Raw genomic sequence first — 23,252 nt, forward strand, 5'->3', positions numbered from 1 at the left:
CCTTTCGACGATAAACGAATAGAGATCACTATGACGACTGAAGTTTTAAATAGTGCCAGCGAAAAAATGAGCTTTCTTGACCGCTACTTAACGGTTTGGATCTTTGTCGCAATGGCCATCGGCGTGGGGATAGGCGCAGCCTACCCGCAAGTAGCAGAATGGAACGAAGCAATGTCCGTTGGTAGTACGAACGTACCACTCGCCATTGGTTTGATTTTGATGATGTACCCACCACTCGCCAAGGTGAACTACGGTCTATTAGGAACGGTAACGAGAGATAAAAAAGCCATCACGCTGTCTCTGGTTATGAACTGGATCATCGGCCCAATCCTGATGTTCGTTCTTGCTTTAACCTTTCTTGGTGATCATCCAGGTTACATGGTCGGTATTATTTTGATTGGCCTTGCACGCTGCATCGCTATGGTTTTAGTGTGGAATGATATTGGCGGCGGCAACAAAGAATATGGCGCGGCCTTGGTGGCATTAAATAGCGCATTTCAAATTCTGACTTACAGCGTTATGGCTTGGCTATTCATCACCGTACTTCCACCGTTCTTTGGCTATGAAGGTTTTGTGGTTGATATTTCCATGGGAGACATTGCGGAAAGCGTATTGATTTACTTAGGCATTCCGTTCCTCGCTGGTTTTCTCAGTCGTAAATGGTTAGTCGCTGCAAAGGGTGAGAAGTGGTACAACGATGTGTTTATTCCTCGAATTTCACCCATTACTTTGATCGCTTTGCTCGCCACCATCGTGCTGATGTTCAGCCTCAAAGGAGAGATGATTTTACAGCTACCAATGGATGTGTTCCGCGTGGCAGTCCCACTAGCGATCTACTTCGTATTGATGTTTTTTACCAGCTTCTTTATCGGGAAGAGAATGGGCATCCCCTACGATAAAAATGCCTCCATCGCTTTTACGGCGACGGGCAACAACTTCGAGCTGGCGATCGCGGTTTCCATTGCTGTATTTGGCCTGAACTCCGATCAAGCATTCGCTGGCGTGATTGGTCCGCTAATCGAGGTTCCTGTTCTGATTGCTTTGGTTAACGTCGCACTGAGGATGAAAACCAAATACCAGAGCTAAAATTGGAAACATAAAGATCGAGCCAAACAGCAATATTAAGTACTAACTGACGACAGTTTTTATGTACTCACTGGGCGTTAAACCAAACTTCCCTTTAAATCGTTGGCTAAAACGGCCTTCCGATTGATAGCCACACAACTGCGCGAGTAACGCAACGTTGTATGAACCATTTTGCATCAGGTAGAGTGCGTGATTTAAGCGCACTTCTGCCAGCACTTCGCGATACTGAGTGCCCTCTTGCTTGAGTTTGCGTATCAACGTTGCTCGGCTCATAGCAAAGCGCTCAGCAACAAATTCCAAAGGGTGGTCATCGCCCGGAGAGCGTGACAGATAGCGGCTGAGTTTCTGACTGAACGAGGTATTGGAACTCGAGAAAAGCCGATGCAATAGTCCTCGCTCTGCTAACTGCTGATACAACCCCATCATCCAATAACGTTGCGTCGCTTCACTTAAACTTTCCCGTTCAAAAGAAAACAAGGCATTTAATGTCGCTTGCAGTGCTTTGTCTGTCTCCACCGCTGGGACGTAATTTCCCAATGCATTACTCATACTCAGCTCTAACATTTCATCGCTAGGTACGCAGTGAAAACTGAACATTCGTGAAAGAAAACGCCCTTGTTGAGGAAGGTTTTCAAAATTCAGCGAAGCGTTTGCTTCACAAAGCATGATGTTAGGATGAAGAATATCAAACGCTTCGTTTTTCCAAAACAGACGCTTACTCCCTTTAATGATCTGGATAATACTCGGGGAGTGAATCCTGACGTTACGTAGCTTTTGCTGCTGCTCCGCACGAAACAGCGTCACTTGATATTGATGCCCCATCTTCTCCCCTTTCGTATTCAATTATCGTGTGTAAGTCGCGGTTAACTTCGCGTTGTCCAATGCAACACTATTCAACGTAAATCCTACAACCGCCGCTGGCGTGTTCTCATCCAAGTTCAACTTATCACTCGGCAGCGCCCAAACGGTAAACTGGTAGCGGTGCATACCATCTTTTTCTGGCGGACATGCGCCGCCAAAACCAGTAGTACCGTAATCGATACGAGACTCCTTACCGCCGAGCTTACTGATATCAACGCCACGAGGCAGCTCGTTAACTGAGGCTGGAATATCAAACGCTATCCAATGCCAAAAACCACTGCCTGTTGGTGCATCAGGATCGTACGCGGTAATCGCAAAACTTTTTGTACCCTTTGGAACGTCTTTCCACATCAGTTGTGGAGACTGGTTCGCACCATCACATCCCCAACCTGAATATTCAAATGTCTTCGCCATTGGATGACCTTCTTGAATATCTTTGCTCGTTAGTTCAAAAGCATGGGCAGAGCCGATAACCAAAACGCTAAGGGCCAAAACAGACTTGTGAATCGCTTTCATGTGTTTCTTCCTTTCAATGAGTTCAATTCAAGTCTATTCATCAACCCAAGCCAGGGCACACCAATAAGTATCATAAAACATAAAATCATCGTCTATTTTGAAACTTTAAGATTCTAACATAAATTTCTTATTTTCTGAGTTGCATCTGGTTTATGCTAACTAACCACTTATAGAACAAGGAAGACAAAATGGAACTGGATATCTTCGTCGTTGACGCATTTACAGACACGCAATTTAAAGGCAACTCAGCCGCAGTTGTACCCTTGCAAGAGTGGTTAGAACCAAATCTAATGCAAAACATTGCAGCGGAAAACAACCTCTCTGAAACCGCGTTTGTTAAAGCGATTGGTACGAATCAATATGAAGTACGCTGGTTTTCGCCACTCACAGAAATCGACTTTTGTGGACATGCAACGCTCGCCGCTTCTATGGTGTTGTTCGATCAACTCGGCGTTACAGGAAGTATTGAGTTTCACACATTAAAAGTGGGCACCTTAACCGTAATTAAGAACGCACTTGGCAAGATTGAAATGACATTTCCGACAAGAGCGCCACACCCCGTCAACGCCATTCCTACGCAATTAATTGAGGGATTAAACTGCGAAGTAACACACGTACTGCTTAGCCCGCAATCTTACTTCGTCATCGTGGAAGATGAGCAAACCGTTTTCGATGTTCAATATCGATCCGACCAACTGAAACAACTCGCCCCTTACGATGTCGTCGTCACATCAAAAAGCAGTCAATACGACTTTGTATCTCGCTACTTTTGGCCAGCAAACGGCGGAGATGAAGACCCTGTCACAGGATCAATCCACGCAGGCTTAGCACCATATTGGGCGCAAGAGCTCGGCAAAGCATCTTTAGTGGCGTATCAAGCATCAGCGCGTGGTGGCGTTCTGTACTGCGAAGTCAAAGAGGATTGCGTCAATGTATCTGGTGATGGTGTGTTGTATATGAAAGGCAAAATTTACGTCTAAGTGTGCCTCGAAGATTGGCGTTAACTGTTTTTATCCTTGAGAGCCTAGCCGCCCGCTAGGCTTTTCTATTTCCTGCTGCTTCTGCGTTAATCGTTACAAAGGTGTTCGACAATACACACTGGAGAGCCTATCTCACAGTCATAACCCGTTGCAGTAATTTCCCCTGTTTGAGGATTTCGACGAAAGCTCACCACATTGTTGGAATGTTGATTGGCAACCAACAACCACTTTTGATCATGAGACAACACAAAATCTCGTGGAAAAGCCCCTTCACAGTGAATGGCTGCTCGCCTTTTCGGCGTATCGCCAGACACATCAAACACACTAATTTTGTTCTGAGCTCGGCAAGAGACATACAAAAACGTTTCATCTTGCGAAAGACGAATCGCCGCCGCCGCTTGCTGATTCTCTTCCCCTTCTAATAATTCTGTTTGACTCGAGATAAGCCATTTATCTTGGTGCTTCACCAGCACAATCAAGGTTTCTGACAGTTCGCAAACCACATACGCTGTCGACTCTTGTTGGTTAAACACCACATGGCGCGGTCCCGAACCTGCGGGCAAATGAATCACTTGCGACAGTGAAAAATCCGGCGGCTGGGCATCGTAATCATAAATAAGGACGCTATCGCTGCCTAAGTCTACGACAACCAATTGATGACTGTGCTTTAAAAACGTGACTTGATGAGCGTGAGGAGAAGTTTGGCGCTCTAAATTCGGCCCGCATCCATCAACGTATAAATCCGCCAATAAACCAAGCGGTTTACCATCGCGATCCAATTGAAATACGCTAACATTTCCAGAGCCATAATTAGCAACCGCCAACAAAGGTTCTTTGATATCCAAATGACACGGATAATCGCCATTAATCGGCAAAGAGACGGATTCACTACCGCGAAAAAACGCAAGCTCTGCACCTTCATTTCTATCCATTTCGCTAAACGTATACAGCCCGTGTTCGGTAGTCGTGAGATAGGACGGATTACGTTGAACTACAACATCGTCAAGCCGAGTCAGTTCACCCGTTTCAGTGTTCAACGATAGACGCGCAATGCCCGTGCTCGTACTCGGTGGGTTGGTGTAAGTGCCAATATAAAAATGCACGTGACCAGTTGTTGTCATGGATGGCCTTATATGAGTGATTCGTATTATTCAACACCTTGCCTATTGTCATGGCAGACCGCAATCCATTTTACGAATCAGCCACTTAAAATGTGAAGCAATTGCTCATTTAAAACCGCAACGACATCGCCGTTTGCAGTTAAAGTGGTTTGGCGTTTTAAACAGTATGTCAGACTTGAGCATGAAAGCCTCGACTTACGGTTACTTTCAAGTGTTATATTAAAGACGAAGAATGTATTTTATGTTCAAGATCTAAGTTTCATTAGCAAACGCTATAATAAGAAACAAAAATCGGGATAAAATAAATAATAATCATGTAACAGTTAATTTCCCTATAAACACCAAATTGAAACACATTATTAATTTCCATTTATTTATAAATTATAATTAATTTTATAAATAACAAGGATTTATTTTAATTATGAATATTTAGATTACGACTTAATTTTATTCACGATAAATTTATTTGAGACATTAATCACACTATATTTCAAATCTCAGTAATAGACTCCGAGCCTTTCAAACCCCCATTATCAGTGAGTCTATGAAACTTTCTAATTTAAGTATCAAGTATAAAATCAGTGCGCTGATTTTGATCATTTCGTTATCTGTTATCGCTCTCTCCGTTTTCTTTACATCTGAAATCAAGATGATAGAAGGAAATCTTACCGTATTTTCTGAAACCACCGTACCTAGCGTATTGCTCGTGAAAAATACCGAAATTGAACTCGGAATTTTAAGAAAGGATGAATTCTCTTTATTAACCAATGTCAATCACCCTCAATTCATGGAATGGGTAGCCGGATTAGAAAAATCTGAACAGAAAATTGATAAATATCTAGACCAATATGAGAAAGGACTATGGGATCAACGCGACCGAGACGCTTTCAATAAAGTAAAAAGTGCCTGGGTTAAATACAGTGCGTTTAACAATGAATACGCGAAGTTGCTATTGAATAATAAAATCGACGAAGCAAATGAAACATTGTTAAACGGATTTTCTACATTCACACAATTATCCGATGCGATTCGTGATTTAGTGGAACTAAACCAAACCTACGTACAAGAAGATATTGCCAGCGCTCATGAAGCAGTGCGCAGCGCAATCACCTACAGCATTATTGCTATCGTCGCGCTATTGGCATTGAGTTTTACGCTAGGCCTATTCCTAACCAAACAGATCTGCACACCACTAAATTACGTGGTAAACATGGCATCAAAAATCGCGTCAGGCGATCTAACTTACCAGCTTCCACGTAACAAAATTGGTCATGATGAGCTTGGCATCTTGGCAGATGCCTGCGTTGATATGCAAGCGAAGTTGCTTACTTTGGTCGACAGTATCTCGTCAACCACAGCTCAAGTAGGCACCGCCATTGAAGAAGTGAGCGCGATTTCCGAACAGACTTCAACCGGCATGGATGAACAACAAGTTCAGCTAAACCTTATCGCAACAGCAATGAACGAGATGCAAGCGACAGTAAATGAAGTCGCCAGCAACACCGAAGCCGCGTCAGAAACGGCAAACAGTGCTTCTCACGATGCGAAAGAAGGCCGCGGTGTCGTTCAGGAATGTATTAACCAAATCCACGAAGCGTCATTGGCGATTCAATCGGTTGGCAACATGGTGACAGAACTGGAACAAGATGCGTCTAACATCAGTGTTGTGGTTGACGTTATCCAAGACATCGCGGAACAAACCAACTTGCTTGCGCTTAACGCTGCCATTGAAGCTGCGCGCGCAGGTGAACAAGGCCGTGGTTTTGCCGTCGTAGCGGATGAAGTGAGAACGCTAGCAAGCCGTACTCAAGCTTCAACCGAAGAGATCATCACGATCATCTCTAAACTGCAAAATTGTTCGAAGAGTGCCGTTTCAGCAACAAATAACAGCAGCGATTTGATTCAAGAGTGCGTTGAGCAAGCACAAAAAGCCGGTGCAACCATCGACCAAATCGAAAAAGGCGCAGATAACATTGCTGAAATGAGCATTCAAATTGCGAGTGCTTGCAGCGAGCAAAGCTCGGTAACAGAAGAGCTGCATCGTAACGTGGAACACATCAACCAGTTCTCTAGCGAAGTGGCGACAGGTTCACGCCAAACAGCAATTGCATGTCGCGATTTAAGTGAGCTGGCGGTAGGTCTACAAGAGATCGTCGGTCAATTCAAAACTGCATAGTCACTCACGTCATTCTTATCTATTCAAGCCCAGCGCTCATCGCTGGGCTTTTTTAATGTCATTTGCCGATAAAAACCGGAGCTTGGTCAAGGTTCTTTAAATTGAGGCCTTCATAGCCCTCTTCCAACGCTAAGCCTCTCTATTTAAAAAGAATCGCTTGTAGATAAAATGCTAAGCTCTAAAAAGAAATCGTTATGGATGGCGGTTAGCGACGGGTTGGCGGGCTCAATCAACACGCTCCCGTTCGCAAGTTATCTATTCATGCATTACTTCTTCAAAGGAAGCACCGCACTATGAAGCGAATCATTTTTGGCACATTGATTATTTCCCTTTTAAGCGCCTGTTCGAAAGATAACACGCACCAAGCGCTTGGCACCTTAGAGCGTGACCGCGTAACGTTTACTGCCACATCTAATGAGATAATTAGAGCCCTTCCAGTCAAAGAAGGCAGCTTGGTCAGTGAAGGGGAAGTGTTGGTTCAGCTCGATACTAAGAATCAACAAGCAGTTCTTGCACACGCCGTTGCCGAGCAAGCCAAAGCGGGAGCGTATTTGCTTAAATTGACCAATGGTGAACGCCCAGAAGACATTGCTGCTGCATCGGCTCGCGTAGCCCGAGCGGAAGCGCAGCTCACCGAAGCGCAGAAAAACTATCAACGCAAAGCAGAACTGGTGCGTAAAAAGCTCATCAGTCAATCCGAAAAAGATTCCGCTCTTGCGGCAAGGGACTCGGCGAGAGCCGAATTAGACTCAGCAAAAGAAGAGTTCAGTAAGCTCACCGCAGGTTCTCGCCTCGAAGACATCGAACAAGCTAAAGCCGCTTTAATGGCGGCAAAAGCCGAAGTAGCGTTGCAAGAGCAAAAACTGGCAGAACTCACCATCACGGCTACGCGTGACGGTACGCTCGATAATTTGCCTTACAATCTTGGCGAACGCGTACCAGTGAACGGTGTGGTTGCCGTGATTCAAGCCAACCGCGTACCGTATGCGCGAGTGTATGTTCCTGCCGATTATCGAATCGGGTTTATTCCTGGGAAAACCGTGACGGTAAATGTCGATGGACTTGAGAGTCCATTACAAGGCACCGTTCGTTGGGTGGCTAGTGAGCCTTCATTCACACCCTACTTCGCACTAACCGAAGAAGAACGTTCACGATTGATGTATCTAGCAGAAGTTGATTTACCTGAGTCTGCAAAAACCTTGCCGTCAGGTGTGCCTGCCCAAGTAGATTTGGTGGAGTAAGCCAATGACCGAGTATGCAATTCAAGCTCAAAATGTGGTCAAAAAATTCGGCGACTTTACTGCTATCAATAACATCACACTCAACGTGCCCAAAGGCAGTATTTACGGATTTTTGGGGCCAAATGGTTGTGGTAAGTCGACCACCATTCGTGTGCTCACCGGCCTTCTCAGCCCAAGTGAAGGCAGTGTGGATGTGCTTGGGTTAGACATCCCAAAACAATCCGAACAACTGCGGCTCAAAATTGGCTACATGACACAAAAGTTCTCGTTGTACGACGACCTATCCGTTCAAGAAAACCTCGAATTTATTGGGCAAATTTTTGGTTTAAGCAGCAAGTCGCTGAAAGAGCGGATAGAAGAGCAGCTCACCACTTACGGGTTGGATCAATTGCGCAAACAGCGCGTAAGCGGCATGAGCGGCGGTCAAAAGCAGCGCCTTTCACTCGCCGCGGCGACCATGCACAAACCCGAACTGCTATTTTTGGATGAGCCGACATCCGCCGTTGACCCCGAAAATCGACGCGATTTTTGGGAGCAGTTGTTCGACTTGTGCGATCAAGGTACGACGATTTTGGTCACCACGCATTACATGGACGAAGCGGAACGCTGCCACCGTCTGGCGATCATGGAATCGGGCGAAATTCGTGCCGATGGCGAACCCGAACAGTTAATGGGACAGATGGGCGTTAATATCATTGAGGTGAAAGCCGACAAACTTCGTGAACTCAAAGAAAAGCTGATTCAACGTGACGAAGTTCGCTCTGCGGCGCAGTTGGGGATTCGTTTACGCATCCTTATCCACCAGCATGTCGAGCAGCCGATTGAATGGTTAAAGCAGACGTTTCCTGAACTTCAAAACGCTGAAATGAACCACGCTCGCCCAAGCTTAGAAGATGTTTTTGTCAGCGTGACAGGGAAAGGCCGCCAATGATGAAACCTATCGCTCGCATGAAAGCCGTCATGATCAAAGAGATTCGCCAACTTTCCCGTGACCGAATCACGTTTGGCATGGTGGTGATGATCCCGCTTATCCAGCTTTTGCTGTTCGGCTTCGCAATCAATACGGACATTCGCAACATTCCGGTAGGTGTTGTCGACCAAAGTGGCAGTACCGCCGGGAGGATCATTACCCAGTCCGTCAAAGTCACTCAAGTGGTGGATATCAAAGAAACCTATGCCACCGCGCAAGAGGCTGAACAAGCGATTCAAGATGGTATTGTGCGCGCCGTGCTGATTTTGCCAAGCGATCTCACACAACGCATGATGCAAGGTCGGGAGCTTGGGCAGTGGATTGTGGATGGATCAGATACCATGATCAGCTCGGCAATATTGTCGTTGCAAACCATGCCATTGACCGATTTTGATTTCGAGATTCGCCCAGCGCCAAGCAAAACATTCGAAGTCGCACTCTACTACAACCCAAGTCGGCGTTCTGCGGTCAACATCGTACCCGGCTTACTCGGTGTGATTCTCACAATGACGATGATTTTGTTCACCAGTGCCGCGATTGTACGAGAACGTGAACGGGGAAATTTGGAGCTATTGATCACCACGCCCATCCACTCGATAGAGCTAATGGTGGCGAAAATCGTGCCGTATATCTTTGTCGGCTTAATTCAGGTTTTCATCATTCTAGGGTTGGGACATTGGATTTTCGGCGTACCGATTAACGGTGCAATCAGCCAAATTCTGTTTGGAACCTTGTTGTTTATCGCCGCCAGCCTAACTTTAGGATTGGTCATATCCACCATCGCTACAACACAGCTTCAAGCGATGCAAATGACGGTGTTCATTCTTCTGCCTTCGATTCTGCTGTCTGGATTTATGTTCCCTTACGAGGGTATGCCAGTCGCAGCACAGTGGATTTCAGAAGCCCTGCCCGCCACTCACTTTATGCGCATGATTCGAGGCATAGTGTTGCGAGGAGCGGATCTGATGGACTTATGGCGAGATACCCTTTGGTTGCTCGGGTTTACCGTATTTGGATTGGTCGTCGCGTCACTAAGGTTTAAGAAATCGCTCGATTAAAGTTGCCAATTTTTTCTCTTCTGCAGAAACAAAAATAGCCTCGACAATGAGGCTATTTTTGTTTGGATATTCAAATTTAGTTTTACCGGGCTTAACTAAGCAACTCACCTTAATAATATTCGCCGTACGAGCAGTCTCGTAAGTCTGAAATACTGTAGTTTTTCAAAGAGTTGATTTTAAAGTTAAACACCACCTGTTTACAGACGACACCTTCACGATCAGTATAGGTAATAAAGCCTTCACTGTAAGCACGTTTGCCATCAGAAGACGTAACATCGGCCACGAGCTCTAAATGCCCTTTGTGCGCCTCTACGCTATTCATCATTTCAAACACATCCATCCACTCTTCACGATTTGCCATTTGTATCAACATGGATTTGGCCTGTGTTTCCAACTGCTGCGGATACACGTAATAACGGTTGTAACCAAAGTATGCGCACATCAGTAATAGAACGAGTGCAAATGAGGTTGTTCTTGTCATGCAAGCTGCCTCTTGTTGTTATAAAAATCCTGCTTCGTTAGTTCAGTATAGGAAGCAAGCAAAGTTTAGGTCATGGAACTTGCTCAAATAACAGAGAATAGTCAGAGACAGTCAATTCTATGAAAAGCTCAGTACCGGTTTTACTTATGAAACATGACAAACTCTAAGGGCTTGAACTATGGGATATGCACACCGATCTGGGTTGTCACCATGCGGTGATCTGAGCCTTGAGGAAAAGCAGAGGATTCACGAGAGCAGATGATTCGCTGTCCTTGCTCAGATTTTAGCCACAAATGATCAATACCTATCATCATCGGCTCTGGCACGTTGATGCCTTTGATGTTAGTTGGCCAGCTCGTCACTGGCGCGGTTTGGAAACTCGGGAATAGCGCAGAAAAACGAGGGCTAACCGAGGAGAGATTGAAATCCCCCACAACCAACACCTCTGGCTCGGGATAAAGCGCGGTCAGCATTTCTATGGTTCGCACCAGCGCATTTCTTTGATGCCAAAGCTCGCTGGTTCTTGGTGACGGTGGATGAGCCGCAAACAAAGTGATCGGTGCTTGACCTTTAGGCAACCAAACCGCTCTGATGACTTCTTGTCCATTTGGCGCACGATAAACCGAAACCTCCGTGATGGGGTGTCGGCTAAGAATCATCAAATTTGATGGATACCCCACGTCACGTTGGCCACCATAATAATGCGGATAGACATCATCCAACATGTGCAAAAGGCTGCCAACACGCGGCGTCAGCTCTTGCATCACCACCAAATCAGCAGGATGCCTCAACAGATAGTTGATGAACTGATTGATGTCCGAGTTTTCGTAAAAAAGATTGAATTGAATGACGCTCAACGAGTGCGAGCAAGATGCCACATGGCTGCGCTGCGACGGAACAAGTAACGAGACAAACAAAATAGCGACAAAGGCAGAAAATGCACTTTGCAACCATCGACGAGTGATGAAAAACGCCGAGGCTAAAGCAACGTAAGTGAACACAATGAGGGCGGGAATCGAGGTAAGATTCTCCGCCCACCAAATATGTTCAATTTGCCTGACCGCCAGCCAAATAAGAGCGGGTAGAAGCAATATGATCCACTTAAAAACGCTCGGCACACGCACTGCTCGTTTCGCTATTACATATCATAAGCTTAAATGCAATTTCTCAACTCGCCAGTGCGTGAAGCGTTGATGTTAGACGTGGTGTACCGCTTCCTCGACAGGCTCTGGTTGAGCAGCCGTTTCACTGATTTCAATCTTCACCGCTGCGACTTTGAATTCAGGAATTTTCGCATGCGGGTCCGTTGCCGTAGTCGTCAAGCGGTTGACCGGCGATTCAACGAAATGAAACGGGATAAACACGACGCCTTTTTGCATTCGCTTGGTAACAAACGCATCAATATCGATGCTGCCACGACGGGTCGACACTTTTAGGCGCTGACCATTATGGATACCAATTGCTTCGGCATCTTCAACACTGATCATCGCTCTTGGCCCAGCAAGGTTATCCAACCCTTTCGTTTTGCGTGTCATCGTACCGGTGTGGAACTGTTCTAGCACACGCCCTGTTGTAAGCACCAGAGGATACTCTTCATCAGGCAACTCGGCTGCATAACGGAACGGCACGCCCACCATTTGCCCTTTCCCTCGGGTAAATTGGGTTTGATGCATAATACGAGTACCGTTTGGATTGTTCTTGTTACTTGGCCATTGAACACCGTTCGGCGTGATCGCGTCCCAACGCAACCCTGCATATTGCGGCGTTACACGCGCGATCTCGCTAGTGATTTCAGAAACGCACTGGTAATGCCAATCGCTACCCATCGCGTTTGCGATCGCTTGAATGATCCACCAATCTTCTTTCGCCTCAACCGGCGCTTTCACTGCCGCATTAACGCGCTGCACGCGTCGCTCAGTATTGGTGAAGTGACCGGATTTTTCCGCAAATGAACAAGAAGGCAATACCACATCGGCGTACTGCGCCGTCTCGGTGAGGAAGATGTCTTGCACGACCAAGAAGTCGAGTGCTTCCAACCCTTCAATCACGTGTGCTTGGTTTGGATCACTCAGTACTGGGTTTTCGCCCATGATGTACATTCCACGAACTTCTCGTTTGCACGCCGCATCGATGATTTCCGTTAGGGTAAGCCCTTGCTCAGAAGGTAAGTTCGGCGCATCCCACTCAATCGCGAATTTCTGACGAACAATCGGGTTATACACTTTTTGATATCCCGGATAACAGTTCGGCAAAGCACCCATATCACACGCACCTTGTACGTTTGATTGACCGCGCAGTGGGTTAATACCACCACCCTCAATACCGATGTTGCCACACAACAATTGCAGGTTTGCAATCGAACGAACGTTGTCGTGCCCTGTTGTATGCTGGGTAATACCCATTGAGTAATACACCGCCGTGCGTTTTGCCGTACCAATCATTCGCGCCATCGCGAAAATATCGTCCGCTTTTACGCCCGTCACTAACTCAACTTTGTCGAGGTTGTACGCTGGCGACATCACCTCTTGAAGCAAGGTATCAAAGCCGTCGACGCGCTCTTCGATGTATTCTTGATCGTACCAACCATTTTTGATGATTTGCTGCATCACGCCGTTGAGCAACATAACATCCGTACCCGGTCGATGCGCTAAGTACAGCTCTGCATGTTCGGCCATGTCTACTCGTTTCGGGTCTGCCACAATCAAGCGTGCCCCGTGATGACGAATCGCCTGTTTGATGTGCGAAGCAATGATCGGGTGCGCAGATGTGGTGTCAGAACCGATAATAAAGATCACATCGGAATGCTTAATGCTCGGAATGTCGTTGGTCATCGCACCACTCCCCAACGATGCTTCAAGCCCTGTCACACTTGATGCGTGACACAAACGTGCGCAGTGATCAACGTTGTTCGTACCAAGTTCACGACGGATGAATTTTTGAAACGCGTAGTTATCTTCGTTAGTGGTTTTCGCTGAAGAGAATCCAGCCAGTGCGTTGCTACCAAAATCTTGCTTGATGGTCGAAAGCTTCGAAGCCACTAGCTGAATCGCTTCGTCCCAACTTGCTGGCTGCAACCAACCATCTTTACGAATCAGTGGTGTCGTTAAACGCTCTTCGCTGCTAATGAAATCAAAACCGAAACGGCCTTTCACGCACAGCATACCTTGGTTAACCGGCGAATCCGCCCCTTTTACATAGCGGATTTTGTTTTGTTGCTCATCGACAAACATGGTCAACTTACAACCCACACCACAATAGGTACAAATGGTATCGACGGCTTTTAGCTGTTCGGTTCTGCCTTGAGAGCGGTCACGGCTGTCCACCATCGCGCCCGTTGGACATGCCTGAACACACGCCCCACATTGCACGCATTTTGAATCGCCCATGAGCGTCAAACCGCTGCAACCTACGCCTTTTTCATCGGAGCGGAATCGTGGACGATCATCTGGTCTTAAAGCTGGTCGGCCATTTTTATCCGACACAAAACTCAACACACCATGTACCGCTTGCTCGCGGCATGCTTGAATACACTGACCACAACTGATGCAGCGGTTAGCATCAAATTCAATGAACTCAGAACTGCGGTCTACTTCGTATTTATGACGAAGATCTTTCGCACGTAAATCGAGCCAATCTTGATGACCAATCACGTTAGCAGAGGAAACGTCCACGGAAACATCGAAATGTTGCTCGGCATGATATTCCGTTGAGTAATCTCGCAAGGCACAGTCGGTATTCGCTTGGCAACCACACTCTAAGCAGCGCGCCGCTTCTTTCATGGCCTCTTCGTTATCAAAGCCCAGTTCCACTTCAGCAAAACTCTGCTCACGCTGTGCTGGCGTCAATTCCGGCATGATTGAACGAGCAACTTTTTGGATATTTTCGAAATGAAGTGGGTCAACCTGCGCCAGTTTTTTCTCTTTACGAGAGTTGAACGCTGGTTTCGGCATGTCCGCCATATCGCCATTGAGGAACAGATCAATCGCTTTTGCCGCAACTCGCCCATCTCCCACTGCTTCAACCGCTGTTGCAGGACCACGACGAAAATCACCGATACTGAAGATATTGCCCGTACCCGTGTGCATGGTTTGCGAGTCGGACTCAGATGTGTTCCAACGCGTTAGAGGAATGGACAGCTCATCGTTTTCTAAGAAGCTGAGATCCGGCTTTTGCGATACCGCTGCAATCACGGTATCAAATGCTTCAGTAAAGAACTCACCCGTTGGTTTCGGGCTACGACGACCAGACGCATCTGGCTCACCTAACGCCATTCGTTCTAATCGAATTGCCTTCACGCGGCCGTTTTCATCCGCGATGTTTTCCGCCGGATTCGTTAAGAAATGGAACTTCACACCCTCATGTTCAGCTTCGACGATTTCGTAGTCTTCGGCTGGCATTTCGTCGCGAGTTCGACGATAGATCAAAGTGGTATCGGCACCCGCACGACGCGCCGTACGCGCACAGTCGATCGCAGTGTTACCACCACCAATCACGGCAACTTTTTTGCCCGTAACGTAGTTTTGTCCTGTAACGTAATCTTTCAGGTAATCAACACCGAGATAACAGCCGTCCAAGTCGCTACCAGGATAATTCATTTCTACCGCTTGAGACGCCCCCACAGCCAAACAGACGGCATCGTAGTCTTCACTCAATTGAGACAGCGTGAAATCAACACCAAGCTTTTTGTTGGTTTCAACTTGCATGCCGTTGCGGCACATCAGTTCGATTTCTTTGTCTAGAATGTCTTTGGGTAGGCGATATTCAGGAATGCCGTAGCGTAGCCAACCGCCTGCTTTGGGCATGGACTCAAATACGGTGACGTCATAACCTTCATTCGACAAGTAATAACCTGCCGTTAAGCCACCGGGGCCACTACCAACAACGGCGATCTTGCGATGCTTCGCTGGTTTTTTCTCTGGGACATACGCTTCATGCGCCGCTAAATCTGCGTCTGCGGCATGGCGTTTGAGTTGGCGAATGGCAATCGGCTCATCCACCAAAGAACGGCGACACTCACTTTCGCAGAATGCCGGACACACACGCCCAATCGATAACGGCATTGGTAGTGTGCGTTTAATAACTTCAATCGCTTTTTGATGATCGTTTTGCGAGATATGGTAGAGATAAGATTGGATGTCTACCCTAGCAGGACACGCCGTTTTGCATGGAGCTTCACAGTCGGCGTAGTGGTCCGTCATGATTCGGTTGAGCGCTTTTCTGCGGTGCTCACTCAGATGTTCTGATTGTGTGACGACATTGAGACCGCGGTACACTTTGAGATCACAGGCGCGCTTAGTTCCGCCACTTTCCACTTCGACCACACACAAATCACACGGAATTTTCTCGTTACTTTTGTTCATTCCGCACAGTGAAGGGATTTCGACCCCGCACACTTTGGCTGCTTCCAGAAGGGTTAGCCCCTCTTCTACAATTCTATATTTTCCATCGATGACAATTTCTATCATACAACCCCCGAAGCAGGCACACTAAACCTTACATTCTATAAGGATAAACCCTACCATGGAAAGTTCGTGTGACAAAAAACTCACTAGCGAGATATTTCTTAGCGATTAATATGTCCAATTGACTTTAAGATGTAGAACTCATTATCTCGAAGTGGGGTCGGTATAATCCTTGACTTTACCCCTAGGGTAACCTTTATTATTTAGTGGTTACTCGATATATAAGCTCATTTTGACTGGAAACCGTATGCGTCTGAAATCATTGCATACAATTTGGCTAACGTTATGTACAACGCTGATACTGCTGGTATCTAGCGTGGTAAATAGTGCGCCTTTAATGAGCCTAAAAATGATGTCGAGTGATGCCATGATGTCTGCTCACATGACGGAAATGGCAAGCGAGAACGATCACTGCGGCTCCCCGAGTATGAGCATGGAGATGGCCTCATCGTTGAGCTCCGACTCTGCAGAGATTACCATGAGCTGTGTTGATGGCTCCGGTATGATCCACAATTGCTGTACAGCATCTTGCTCATTCGTTTTTGTCCCATTACCAGTCACTGACAGCCAGCTCTCCCCATTGGCTTGTCGCGCATCCATTGCCTCAGAAATTACCGCACCAGTGGTACAAGTCACCCATGATTTGTATCGGCCTCCGATAGTTTAATCCATACAAAGCATTCGACCCTGCATCGCTTTGCAGGCAGTTTCTTTGCGCCCAACTGATAGCGTGCTCACCTCAGCTATTCGCTCGTAACTCCATTTGTTACCTGCTATTTAGCGATAAAAAAGTGCGTCATCCGTTTGGCAAATACCAACGCTCTCCCGCTCGGTTCAATCGATCCCGAAACGCAAAAGAGCTTGGTATCAATTTGGATGTAAATTATGGAATTCAACCCAAATCGCTTAGTGGCACCAGTATGCTCACTGGCTCTGGTTGCCCTACCTGCTTTCAATGTGGTGGCACAATCGCCAGCCAATACGAAAGCACAACAAGAAGCGCAAGCTCAGTCAACCAATGAGCTAGCAAACCTCATTAGCGTTGCGTTGAGTAACGATGGCAACCGTAAGCAGTTCTATGCTCAATCGGAAGCGATGCGTGAAACAGGCGTAGCCAGCGCAACCTTGATGGACCCGAAACTGAAAGTCGGTTTTGGTGGTTTGCCTGTCGATAGCTTCAAATTTGACGAAGATCCGATGACCAATATCTCCGTCGGTTTGATGCAACAATTCGAACGTGGCTCGACGCTCAACCTTCAACAAAAGAAAGCCAATCAACAAGCCGATGGTTTGTCGTTGCAAGTTCACGCACGGGAGCTTGAAGTGGCAAACAGCATGACTCAGCTTTGGTTGGAGCTGGGCTATCAGCAGAAAGCAGAGCAAATTTTGCTAGAAAACCGTCGGCTCATGACGGAAATGGAAAACTTCATTCAAACCAATTACTCAATCGGCAAAAGCGAAGCGCAAGATTTACTGAATGCACAGCTTCAAGTGAGTAAGTTGGATGAAAAGCTGCAAGCCAACGCACAAATGCAGCGCCGTTTGGTCTCGCAACTCTCAGAATGGTTGGGCTCGGACTGGCTCAATACCTATACCCAAAACGGACGCTCAACACTTCAAGCCAGCAACACACTGACTTGGGCGTCATTAAACCAAAAGTTGTCTGCAAATAACGAAACGACCAAGCACTACCAACAGTTGAGTGAGCACCCGATGGTGAAAATGGCAGACGTAAGTATTTCTGCCAATGAAACTCAAGTGGACATTGCAGAGCAAGCTTACACGCCTCAATTCGGTGTGGAAGTGATGTACGCCTATCGTCAAGCCAACAATATGAAAGGCGAACCTGCATCGGATTTGGTGAGCGCGTATCTAACAATGGACATTCCCCTGTTCACTGGCAATCGCCAAGACCGCAACTTAGCCGCCGCTCAGTATCAAGTGGGTGCTGCTCGCTCACAAAAAGATACGTTACTGACTCAGATGAACGCGAAGGTCAACACATTGCTGGTTGATCGCGCCAACTTGAGTCAGCGTTTAGAGCGTTATCAATCCACCTTACTTCCCCAAGTTCAAGCTCGTATTCACGCGGTAGAAAGGGGTTATCAAAACAACACCGCACAGTTTAACGACGTGATCATGGCAAGCACAGACGAGCTGGCGCTAAAGCTCGAACAGCAACGTCTTATTACCGATTTAAACATCGTAAACAGCAACTTAGCGGCTTTATTGGGTGGTTTCGAATATCAAGTATCCGCACCCAACATCACGACTGAAGCAAGCGCGAACTAAAACAAAACATGAGAGAACCCAAGTTTGGGGACGATGGCGAATGCACACCAATAAACAATCAACATCGCTGTCATGCCTCATGGGGAAAATAAGGAATTAGGAATGAGTTCAAATTCAATCAAGATAGCAACCATCGCTCTGCTTGTTGGCGGGACACTAGGGTTTGGCGTTAATCAGTACCTATCTGGTGCAAACCACGACATGAGTGGCTCAGGCGCTAACGCTGCAAGCAGCTCAAACGAGCCACTCTATTGGGTTGCTCCAATGGATCCAAATTATAAGCGCGACAAACCGGGCAAATCGCCAATGGGCATGGACTTGATCCCAGTGTACGCTGAAGATCTCGCGGGTGAACAAGACAAACCCGGCACGGTAAAAATTGACCCATCAGTTGAAAACAACTTAGGTGTAAAAACTGCTCAAGTCTCTTTAGAGCAACTTTCACCTCGGATTGAAACTGTCGGCTATATCGCGTTTGACGAAAGTCATTTGTGGCAAACCAACGTTCGCGTGGCCGGCTGGGTTGAAAAGCTTTACATCAATGCCGTGGGTGAAAAGGTCAAAAAAGGCGATGTGCTGTTCACGCTGTACTCGCCTGAGCTAGTCAAAGCACAAGAAGAGCTGCTGAACGCCTACCGAACTGGGCGTAATGGCCTGGTGAAAGGCGCGACAGAACGTTTAGTGACACTGGGTGTTGATCGATCTCAAATCAGAGCCATCACTCAACGCGGGAAAGCATCGCAAACTATTGAAATTAAAGCTCCGGAAGATGGCGTCATCGCGAGTTTGAACGTTCGCGAAGGTGGTTACCTATCCCCTGCTCAAGCGGTAATCAGCGCGGGCCCACTTGAAAACGTATGGGTGGATGCCGAAGTATTTGAGCGCCAAGCTCACTGGATGAAAGCAGGAAGTAGCGCCACTATGACGCTTGATGCTATTCCAGGCAATGAATGGAAAGGGGTTGTCGACTACGTATACCCTATTCTGGATCCTAAAACTCGTACCTTGCGTGTACGCCTCAAGTTCCCTAACCCGAATGGCGATCTTAAACCTAATATGTTTGCCAACATTGCCCTTCAACCAGTCACTGATAACGCAGTTATGACGATTCCTAAGTCTTCCGTTATTCGATCCGGCGGTATGACCCGAGTCGTGTTGTCTGAAGGCGATGGTAAATACCGCTCAACGCGCATCAAAGTTGGGCGTGAAGCCGACGAAAAAATCGAGGTGCTGCAAGGTCTGTCTCAAGATGATCGCATCGTAACCTCTGCGCACTTTATGTTGGATTCGGAATCGAGCCAAACGGCTGATCTATCCCGTATTTCATCACCTACTGAAGCCAAAGTAGAAACAGTTTGGGCAAAGGGTGAAATCACCGATGTGATGAAAGATCACCGTATGTTGACCATTAATCATCAGCCCGTAGCAGAGTGGAATTGGCCAGGTATGGTCATGAACTTTACCCTCGCAGATGACGTTGATGTGGGCACTCTGCAAAAAGGCCAAGCTATCGAGTTTGAAATTCAGAAAACAGAGTCCGGTCAATATGAAGTCGTTGACTACAAAGCCGATGACAGCGTTGTCGTGACTGACGTATGGATTACCGGAGATATCAGCATGTTGATGGCGGATTTTGGGATGATAACTCTCAACCACCTCCCAGTTGCAGAATGGAACTGGGAGGCAGGAGAGATGAACTTCTCTGTAGGTAATGAAGTGGATCTATCCGGATTCAAAGAAGGTCAGAAAGTCCGATTTCTAGTTGAAAAACAAGGAGCTGACTACGTATTGAAGCAACTTGAAGCGGTTGAGGGCTAACTATGATTGGAGCAATAATCCGCTGGTCGATCAAAAACCGTTTCATGGTTTTGATCGCTACCTTAGCGCTTGTTTTAACCGGACTTTACAGTGTAAAGAATACACCTGTAGACGCCATTCCGGATCTTTCTGATGTTCAAGTGATCATCAAAACAAGCTACCCAGGCCAAGCACCTCAAGTGGTGGAAGATCAAGTTACTTATCCGCTAACCACCGCGATGCTCGCCGTACCGGGTGCAGAAACCGTTCGTGGTTATTCATTCTTTGGTGACTCATATGTTTATATCATTTTTAACGATGATACCGACATGTATTGGGCACGTTCGCGCGTTTTAGAGTACCTAAGCCAAGTAGCACCTAAATTACCACCGAGTGCAAAACCGACATTAGGACCAGATGCAACGGGTGTGGGCTGGGTCTACAGCTATGTACTGCAAGATAAAACTGGCAACCATGATCTTGCTGATCTACGCAGTATGCAAGACTGGTTCTTGAAATATGAGCTGCAAACCGTCGATGGCGTCTCTGAAGTCGCAACCGTTGGCGGTATGGTGAAGCAATATCAAGTTCAGATTGACCCAGCTAAGCTACGTGCTTACAACCTGACACTGCAACAAGTGAACATGGCGATCCAAAACGGCAATCAGGAAACGGGCGCCTCTGTTGTTGAAGTAGCAGAAGCGGAACACATGGTTCGCACTACAGGTTACCTAACGAGTATTGAGGATATTGAATCACTTCCGCTCAAAGTGACAGAGAAAGGTACACCGCTCTTACTGGGCGACATTGCCGACATCAACTTAGGTCCGCAAATGCGTCGCGGCATCTCTGAGCTTAACGGCGAAGGTGAAGCGGTTGGTGGCGTTATTGTCATGCGATTCGGCGAAAACGCGAGTGAAGTCATCAGCAAAGTTAAAGACAAACTGGAAGATTTACAGCGCAGCTTACCGGATGGTGTAGAAATCGTGCCTACTTACGATCGCTCCACACTGATTAACGCTGCCGTAGAAAACTTGTGGAAGAAATTGGCGGAAGAATTCATCGTCGTGGCGATTGTTTGTGCCCTCTTCCTATTTCACATCCGTTCGTCTTTGGTTATCGCGCTGAGCTTGCCCGTCGGTATTTTATCCGCGTTTATCGTCATGCATTCTCAAGGCATTAACGCCAACATCATGTCGCTCGGGGGGATTGCCATCGCCATCGGTGCAATGGTGGATGGTGCCATCGTAATGATAGAAAACGTCCACAAGCATATTGAACGAACGCCTCTCACGGATAAGAACCGCTGGCAAGTGATTGGCAAAGCCGCTGAAGAAGTGGGCGCGCCCCTGTTCTTCTCACTGCTTATCATCACGTTAAGCTTTGTGCCAGTATTTGCACTGGAAGGTCAAGAGGGCAAGATGTTCTCCCCTCTCGCCTTTACTAAAACTTATGCAATGGCCGCAGCGGCAGGTTTGGCAATTACCCTCGTACCTGTGCTCATGGGTTATTTCATCCGTGGCAACGTATTACCAGAGCATAAGAATCCAGTAAATAGAGGCTTAATTGCGCTGTATCGCCCGTTACTGAATACCAGCCTCAAGTATCCTAAGAGTATGATCGTTATCGCTTTAGGCCTAATGGCGTCAGCTTACTATCCAACCAGTCAACTGGGTAGCGAATTCATCCCACCATTGGATGAAGGCGACTTGATGTACATGCCGACTACGTATCCGGGAATCTCGATTGGTAAAGCACGTGAACTAGTTCAGCAAACTAACAAACTGATCAAAACCGTACCGGAAGTCAAAACGGTTTGGGGCAAGATTGGCCGTGCGGAAACGGCCACCGACCCTGCACCACTTACCATGATTGAAACAGTTATTCAGCTAAAACCTCACGATCAATGGCGTGAAGGCGTGACGACAGAGTCGTTACGCAAAGAGTTCGATGAACTGATTCAGTTTCCGGGACTCACCAACGCTTGGGTAATGCCGATCAAAACGCGTATCGACATGCTGGCGACCGGTATTAAAACGCCAATTGGGATCAAAATCGCAGGCCCAGACCTGAAAGAGATCGAAAAAATTGGAGCTCAGCTGGAACCTATTCTTAATAGCGTTCACGGCACCTCATCTGTATATGCGGAGCGTGTCGCGGGTGGCCGTTACGTAACGATTGATATCAAACGCCGCGCAGCTGCGAGATACGGATTGAGCATCAAAGACGTTCAACAAGTTATCTCAACCGCGGTCGGTGGTATGAATGTTGGAGAAACCATTGAAGGGCTAGAGCGCTACCCTATCAACGTCCGCTATCCGCAAGATTACCGTGACTCGGTTGTTAAACTGCAAAACCTACCACTGGTAACCCCCAACGGCGCACGCATCGCACTCGCAGACGTGGCAGATATTCGTTATGAAGATGGTCCACCGATGATCAAAACCGAAAACGCGCGTCCAAACGGTTGGGTTTTCGTGGATATCGAAGGTCGTGACCTAGGCTCATACGTCGTGGAAGCACAACAAGTAGTAGCAGATCAACTTGAATTACCTGCGGGTTATTCGCTGGCTTGGTCAGGTCAGTACGAATACATGGAACGCGCCAAAGACCGCTTAAGTGTCGTAGTACCAATCACTATTGCGATCATCATGATGCTGCTTTACTTCAGCTTCCGCCGTGTGGGTGAGGTGCTGATCATCATGCTGACGCTGCCTTTAGCAATGGTTGGTGGCTTATGGCTGATGCATTATCTGAACTACAACTTCTCTATTGCCGTGGGGGTTGGGTTTATCGCCCTCGCCGGCGTTGCGGTGGAGATAGGCGTCATCATGCTGGTGTATCTCAACCAAGCGTGGCACCACCGAAAACTGGATGCAGAAGAGAAACAACGACCGCTTCAAGCACGGGATCTTACAGACGCAATTCGCGAAGGCGCTGGCTTGCGTGTGCGGCCTGTCATGATGACCGTATTAACGGTAATCATTGGTCTTATTCCAATCATGTACGGCGAGGGGACAGGCTCTGAAGTGATGCAACGCATCGCTGCACCGATGATTGGTGGCATGGCCTCTGCCCTGCTGTTAACGCTGCTTGTGCTACCTGCCATCTTCAAGCTGTGGAAACAGCGTGAAGTGAAATCAACTCAACACCAAGATAAATAACAACGAGCGCCATTATTCAGAGAGTAATGGCGCGATAGCTCATTGAT

The 23,252-nt window shown here is 47.2% G+C and carries 16 protein-coding genes; 10 read left to right on the forward strand and 6 right to left on the reverse strand.

The genetic code is table 11. The features are described from left to right. The first annotated feature begins 30 nt into the window (after nt 1–30). Nucleotides 31–1,086 carry an ACR3 family arsenite efflux transporter gene (gene arsB / locus F7Y48_RS16595; protein ID WP_005391233.1) on the forward strand — a complete coding sequence of 352 codons (1,056 nt, stop codon included), beginning with the start codon at nt 31–33 and terminating at the stop codon, nt 1,084–1,086. Nucleotides 1,087–1,128: 42 nt separating this feature from the next. Here arsB and F7Y48_RS16600 read toward each other — a convergent pair whose 3' ends face one another. Both F7Y48_RS16600 and F7Y48_RS16605 read right to left on the reverse strand, forming a co-directional pair. Continuing rightward, nucleotides 1,129–1,908, reverse strand: a complete 780-nt coding sequence (locus F7Y48_RS16600; RefSeq protein WP_005391234.1) for a helix-turn-helix transcriptional regulator — start codon at nt 1,906–1,908, stop codon at nt 1,129–1,131. A 21-nt stretch (nt 1,909–1,929) separates the two neighbouring features. After that, nucleotides 1,930–2,463, reverse strand: a complete 534-nt coding sequence (locus tag F7Y48_RS16605; protein ID WP_005391235.1) for a YbhB/YbcL family Raf kinase inhibitor-like protein — start codon at nt 2,461–2,463, stop codon at nt 1,930–1,932. Nucleotides 2,464–2,651: 188 nt separating this feature from the next. Here F7Y48_RS16605 and F7Y48_RS16610 point away from each other — a divergent pair, with 188 nt between their 5' ends. Continuing rightward, nucleotides 2,652–3,443: a PhzF family phenazine biosynthesis protein gene (locus F7Y48_RS16610; protein ID WP_316685068.1), complete on the forward strand. Its 792-nt coding sequence runs from the start codon at nt 2,652–2,654 to the stop codon at nt 3,441–3,443. Nucleotides 3,444–3,529: 86 nt separating this feature from the next. On the opposite strand, the gene F7Y48_RS16615 is transcribed toward F7Y48_RS16610, so the two are convergent. Then, nucleotides 3,530–4,564, reverse strand: a complete 1,035-nt coding sequence (locus tag F7Y48_RS16615; protein ID WP_316685069.1) for a lactonase family protein — start codon at nt 4,562–4,564, stop codon at nt 3,530–3,532. A gap of 544 nt (nt 4,565–5,108) precedes the next feature. Here F7Y48_RS16615 and F7Y48_RS16620 point away from each other — a divergent pair. The 4 genes from F7Y48_RS16620 to F7Y48_RS16635 all read left to right on the forward strand — a co-directional run bounded on the left by F7Y48_RS16620 (nt 5,109) and on the right by F7Y48_RS16635 (nt 10,009). After that, nucleotides 5,109–6,740, forward strand: coding sequence for a methyl-accepting chemotaxis protein (locus F7Y48_RS16620; RefSeq protein ID WP_316685070.1), 1,632 nt, complete (start codon nt 5,109–5,111; stop codon nt 6,738–6,740). A gap of 293 nt (nt 6,741–7,033) precedes the next feature. Next, nucleotides 7,034–7,981: an HlyD family secretion protein gene (locus tag F7Y48_RS16625; RefSeq protein ID WP_316685071.1), complete on the forward strand. Its 948-nt coding sequence runs from the start codon at nt 7,034–7,036 to the stop codon at nt 7,979–7,981. 4 nt (nt 7,982–7,985) lie between these two features. Further along, nucleotides 7,986–8,912 carry an ABC transporter ATP-binding protein gene (locus F7Y48_RS16630; protein WP_316685072.1) on the forward strand — a complete coding sequence of 309 codons (927 nt, stop codon included), beginning with the start codon at nt 7,986–7,988 and terminating at the stop codon, nt 8,910–8,912. Beyond that, nucleotides 8,912–10,009 (forward strand): ABC transporter permease, encoded by a 1,098-nt coding sequence (locus F7Y48_RS16635; protein ID WP_005498311.1) that lies wholly within the window; start codon nt 8,912–8,914, stop codon nt 10,007–10,009. The genes F7Y48_RS16630 and F7Y48_RS16635 overlap by 1 nt, the downstream gene beginning before the upstream one ends. A 109-nt stretch (nt 10,010–10,118) precedes the next feature. Here the strand turns inward: F7Y48_RS16635 and F7Y48_RS16640 are convergent, their stop codons facing one another. The 3 genes from F7Y48_RS16640 to fdhF form a co-directional block, all read right to left on the reverse strand. Continuing rightward, complete coding sequence (locus F7Y48_RS16640; RefSeq protein WP_157626556.1) at nt 10,119–10,490, reverse strand: hypothetical protein; 372 nt, start codon at nt 10,488–10,490, stop codon at nt 10,119–10,121. A gap of 176 nt (nt 10,491–10,666) precedes the next feature. After that, a complete protein-coding gene (locus F7Y48_RS16645; protein WP_410483274.1) occupies nt 10,667–11,614 on the reverse strand; it encodes an endonuclease/exonuclease/phosphatase family protein in 948 nt (315 codons plus the stop codon). A 72-nt stretch (nt 11,615–11,686) separates the two neighbouring features. Beyond that, the gene (gene fdhF, locus F7Y48_RS16650) at nt 11,687–15,955 is read right to left on the reverse strand and encodes a formate dehydrogenase subunit alpha (protein WP_316685074.1); all 4,269 of its coding nucleotides are present in this window, start codon (nt 15,953–15,955) and stop codon (nt 11,687–11,689) included. A 244-nt stretch (nt 15,956–16,199) separates the two neighbouring features. Between fdhF and F7Y48_RS16655 the strand changes: the two genes are divergently transcribed. The 4 genes from F7Y48_RS16655 (at nt 16,200) to F7Y48_RS16670 (ending at nt 23,205) form a co-directional block, all read left to right on the forward strand. Then, a complete protein-coding gene (locus F7Y48_RS16655) occupies nt 16,200–16,619 on the forward strand; it encodes a hypothetical protein (RefSeq protein ID WP_005391253.1) in 420 nt (139 codons plus the stop codon). Nucleotides 16,620–16,837: 218 nt separating this feature from the next. After that, complete coding sequence (locus tag F7Y48_RS16660; protein WP_316685075.1) at nt 16,838–18,244, forward strand: TolC family protein; 1,407 nt, start codon at nt 16,838–16,840, stop codon at nt 18,242–18,244. A gap of 102 nt (nt 18,245–18,346) precedes the next feature. Beyond that, the gene (locus F7Y48_RS16665; protein ID WP_316685076.1) at nt 18,347–20,062 is read left to right on the forward strand and encodes an efflux RND transporter periplasmic adaptor subunit; all 1,716 of its coding nucleotides are present in this window, start codon (nt 18,347–18,349) and stop codon (nt 20,060–20,062) included. Nucleotides 20,063–20,064: 2 nt separating this feature from the next. Beyond that, nucleotides 20,065–23,205, forward strand: a complete 3,141-nt coding sequence (locus F7Y48_RS16670; RefSeq protein WP_006742108.1) for an efflux RND transporter permease subunit — start codon at nt 20,065–20,067, stop codon at nt 23,203–23,205. Nucleotides 23,206–23,252 lie beyond the last annotated feature (47 nt).

It is taken from the genome of Vibrio sp. 2-1-2a, assembly GCF_032648565.1.
GTDB classification, from domain to species: Bacteria; Pseudomonadota; Gammaproteobacteria; order Enterobacterales; family Vibrionaceae; genus Vibrio; species Vibrio diabolicus.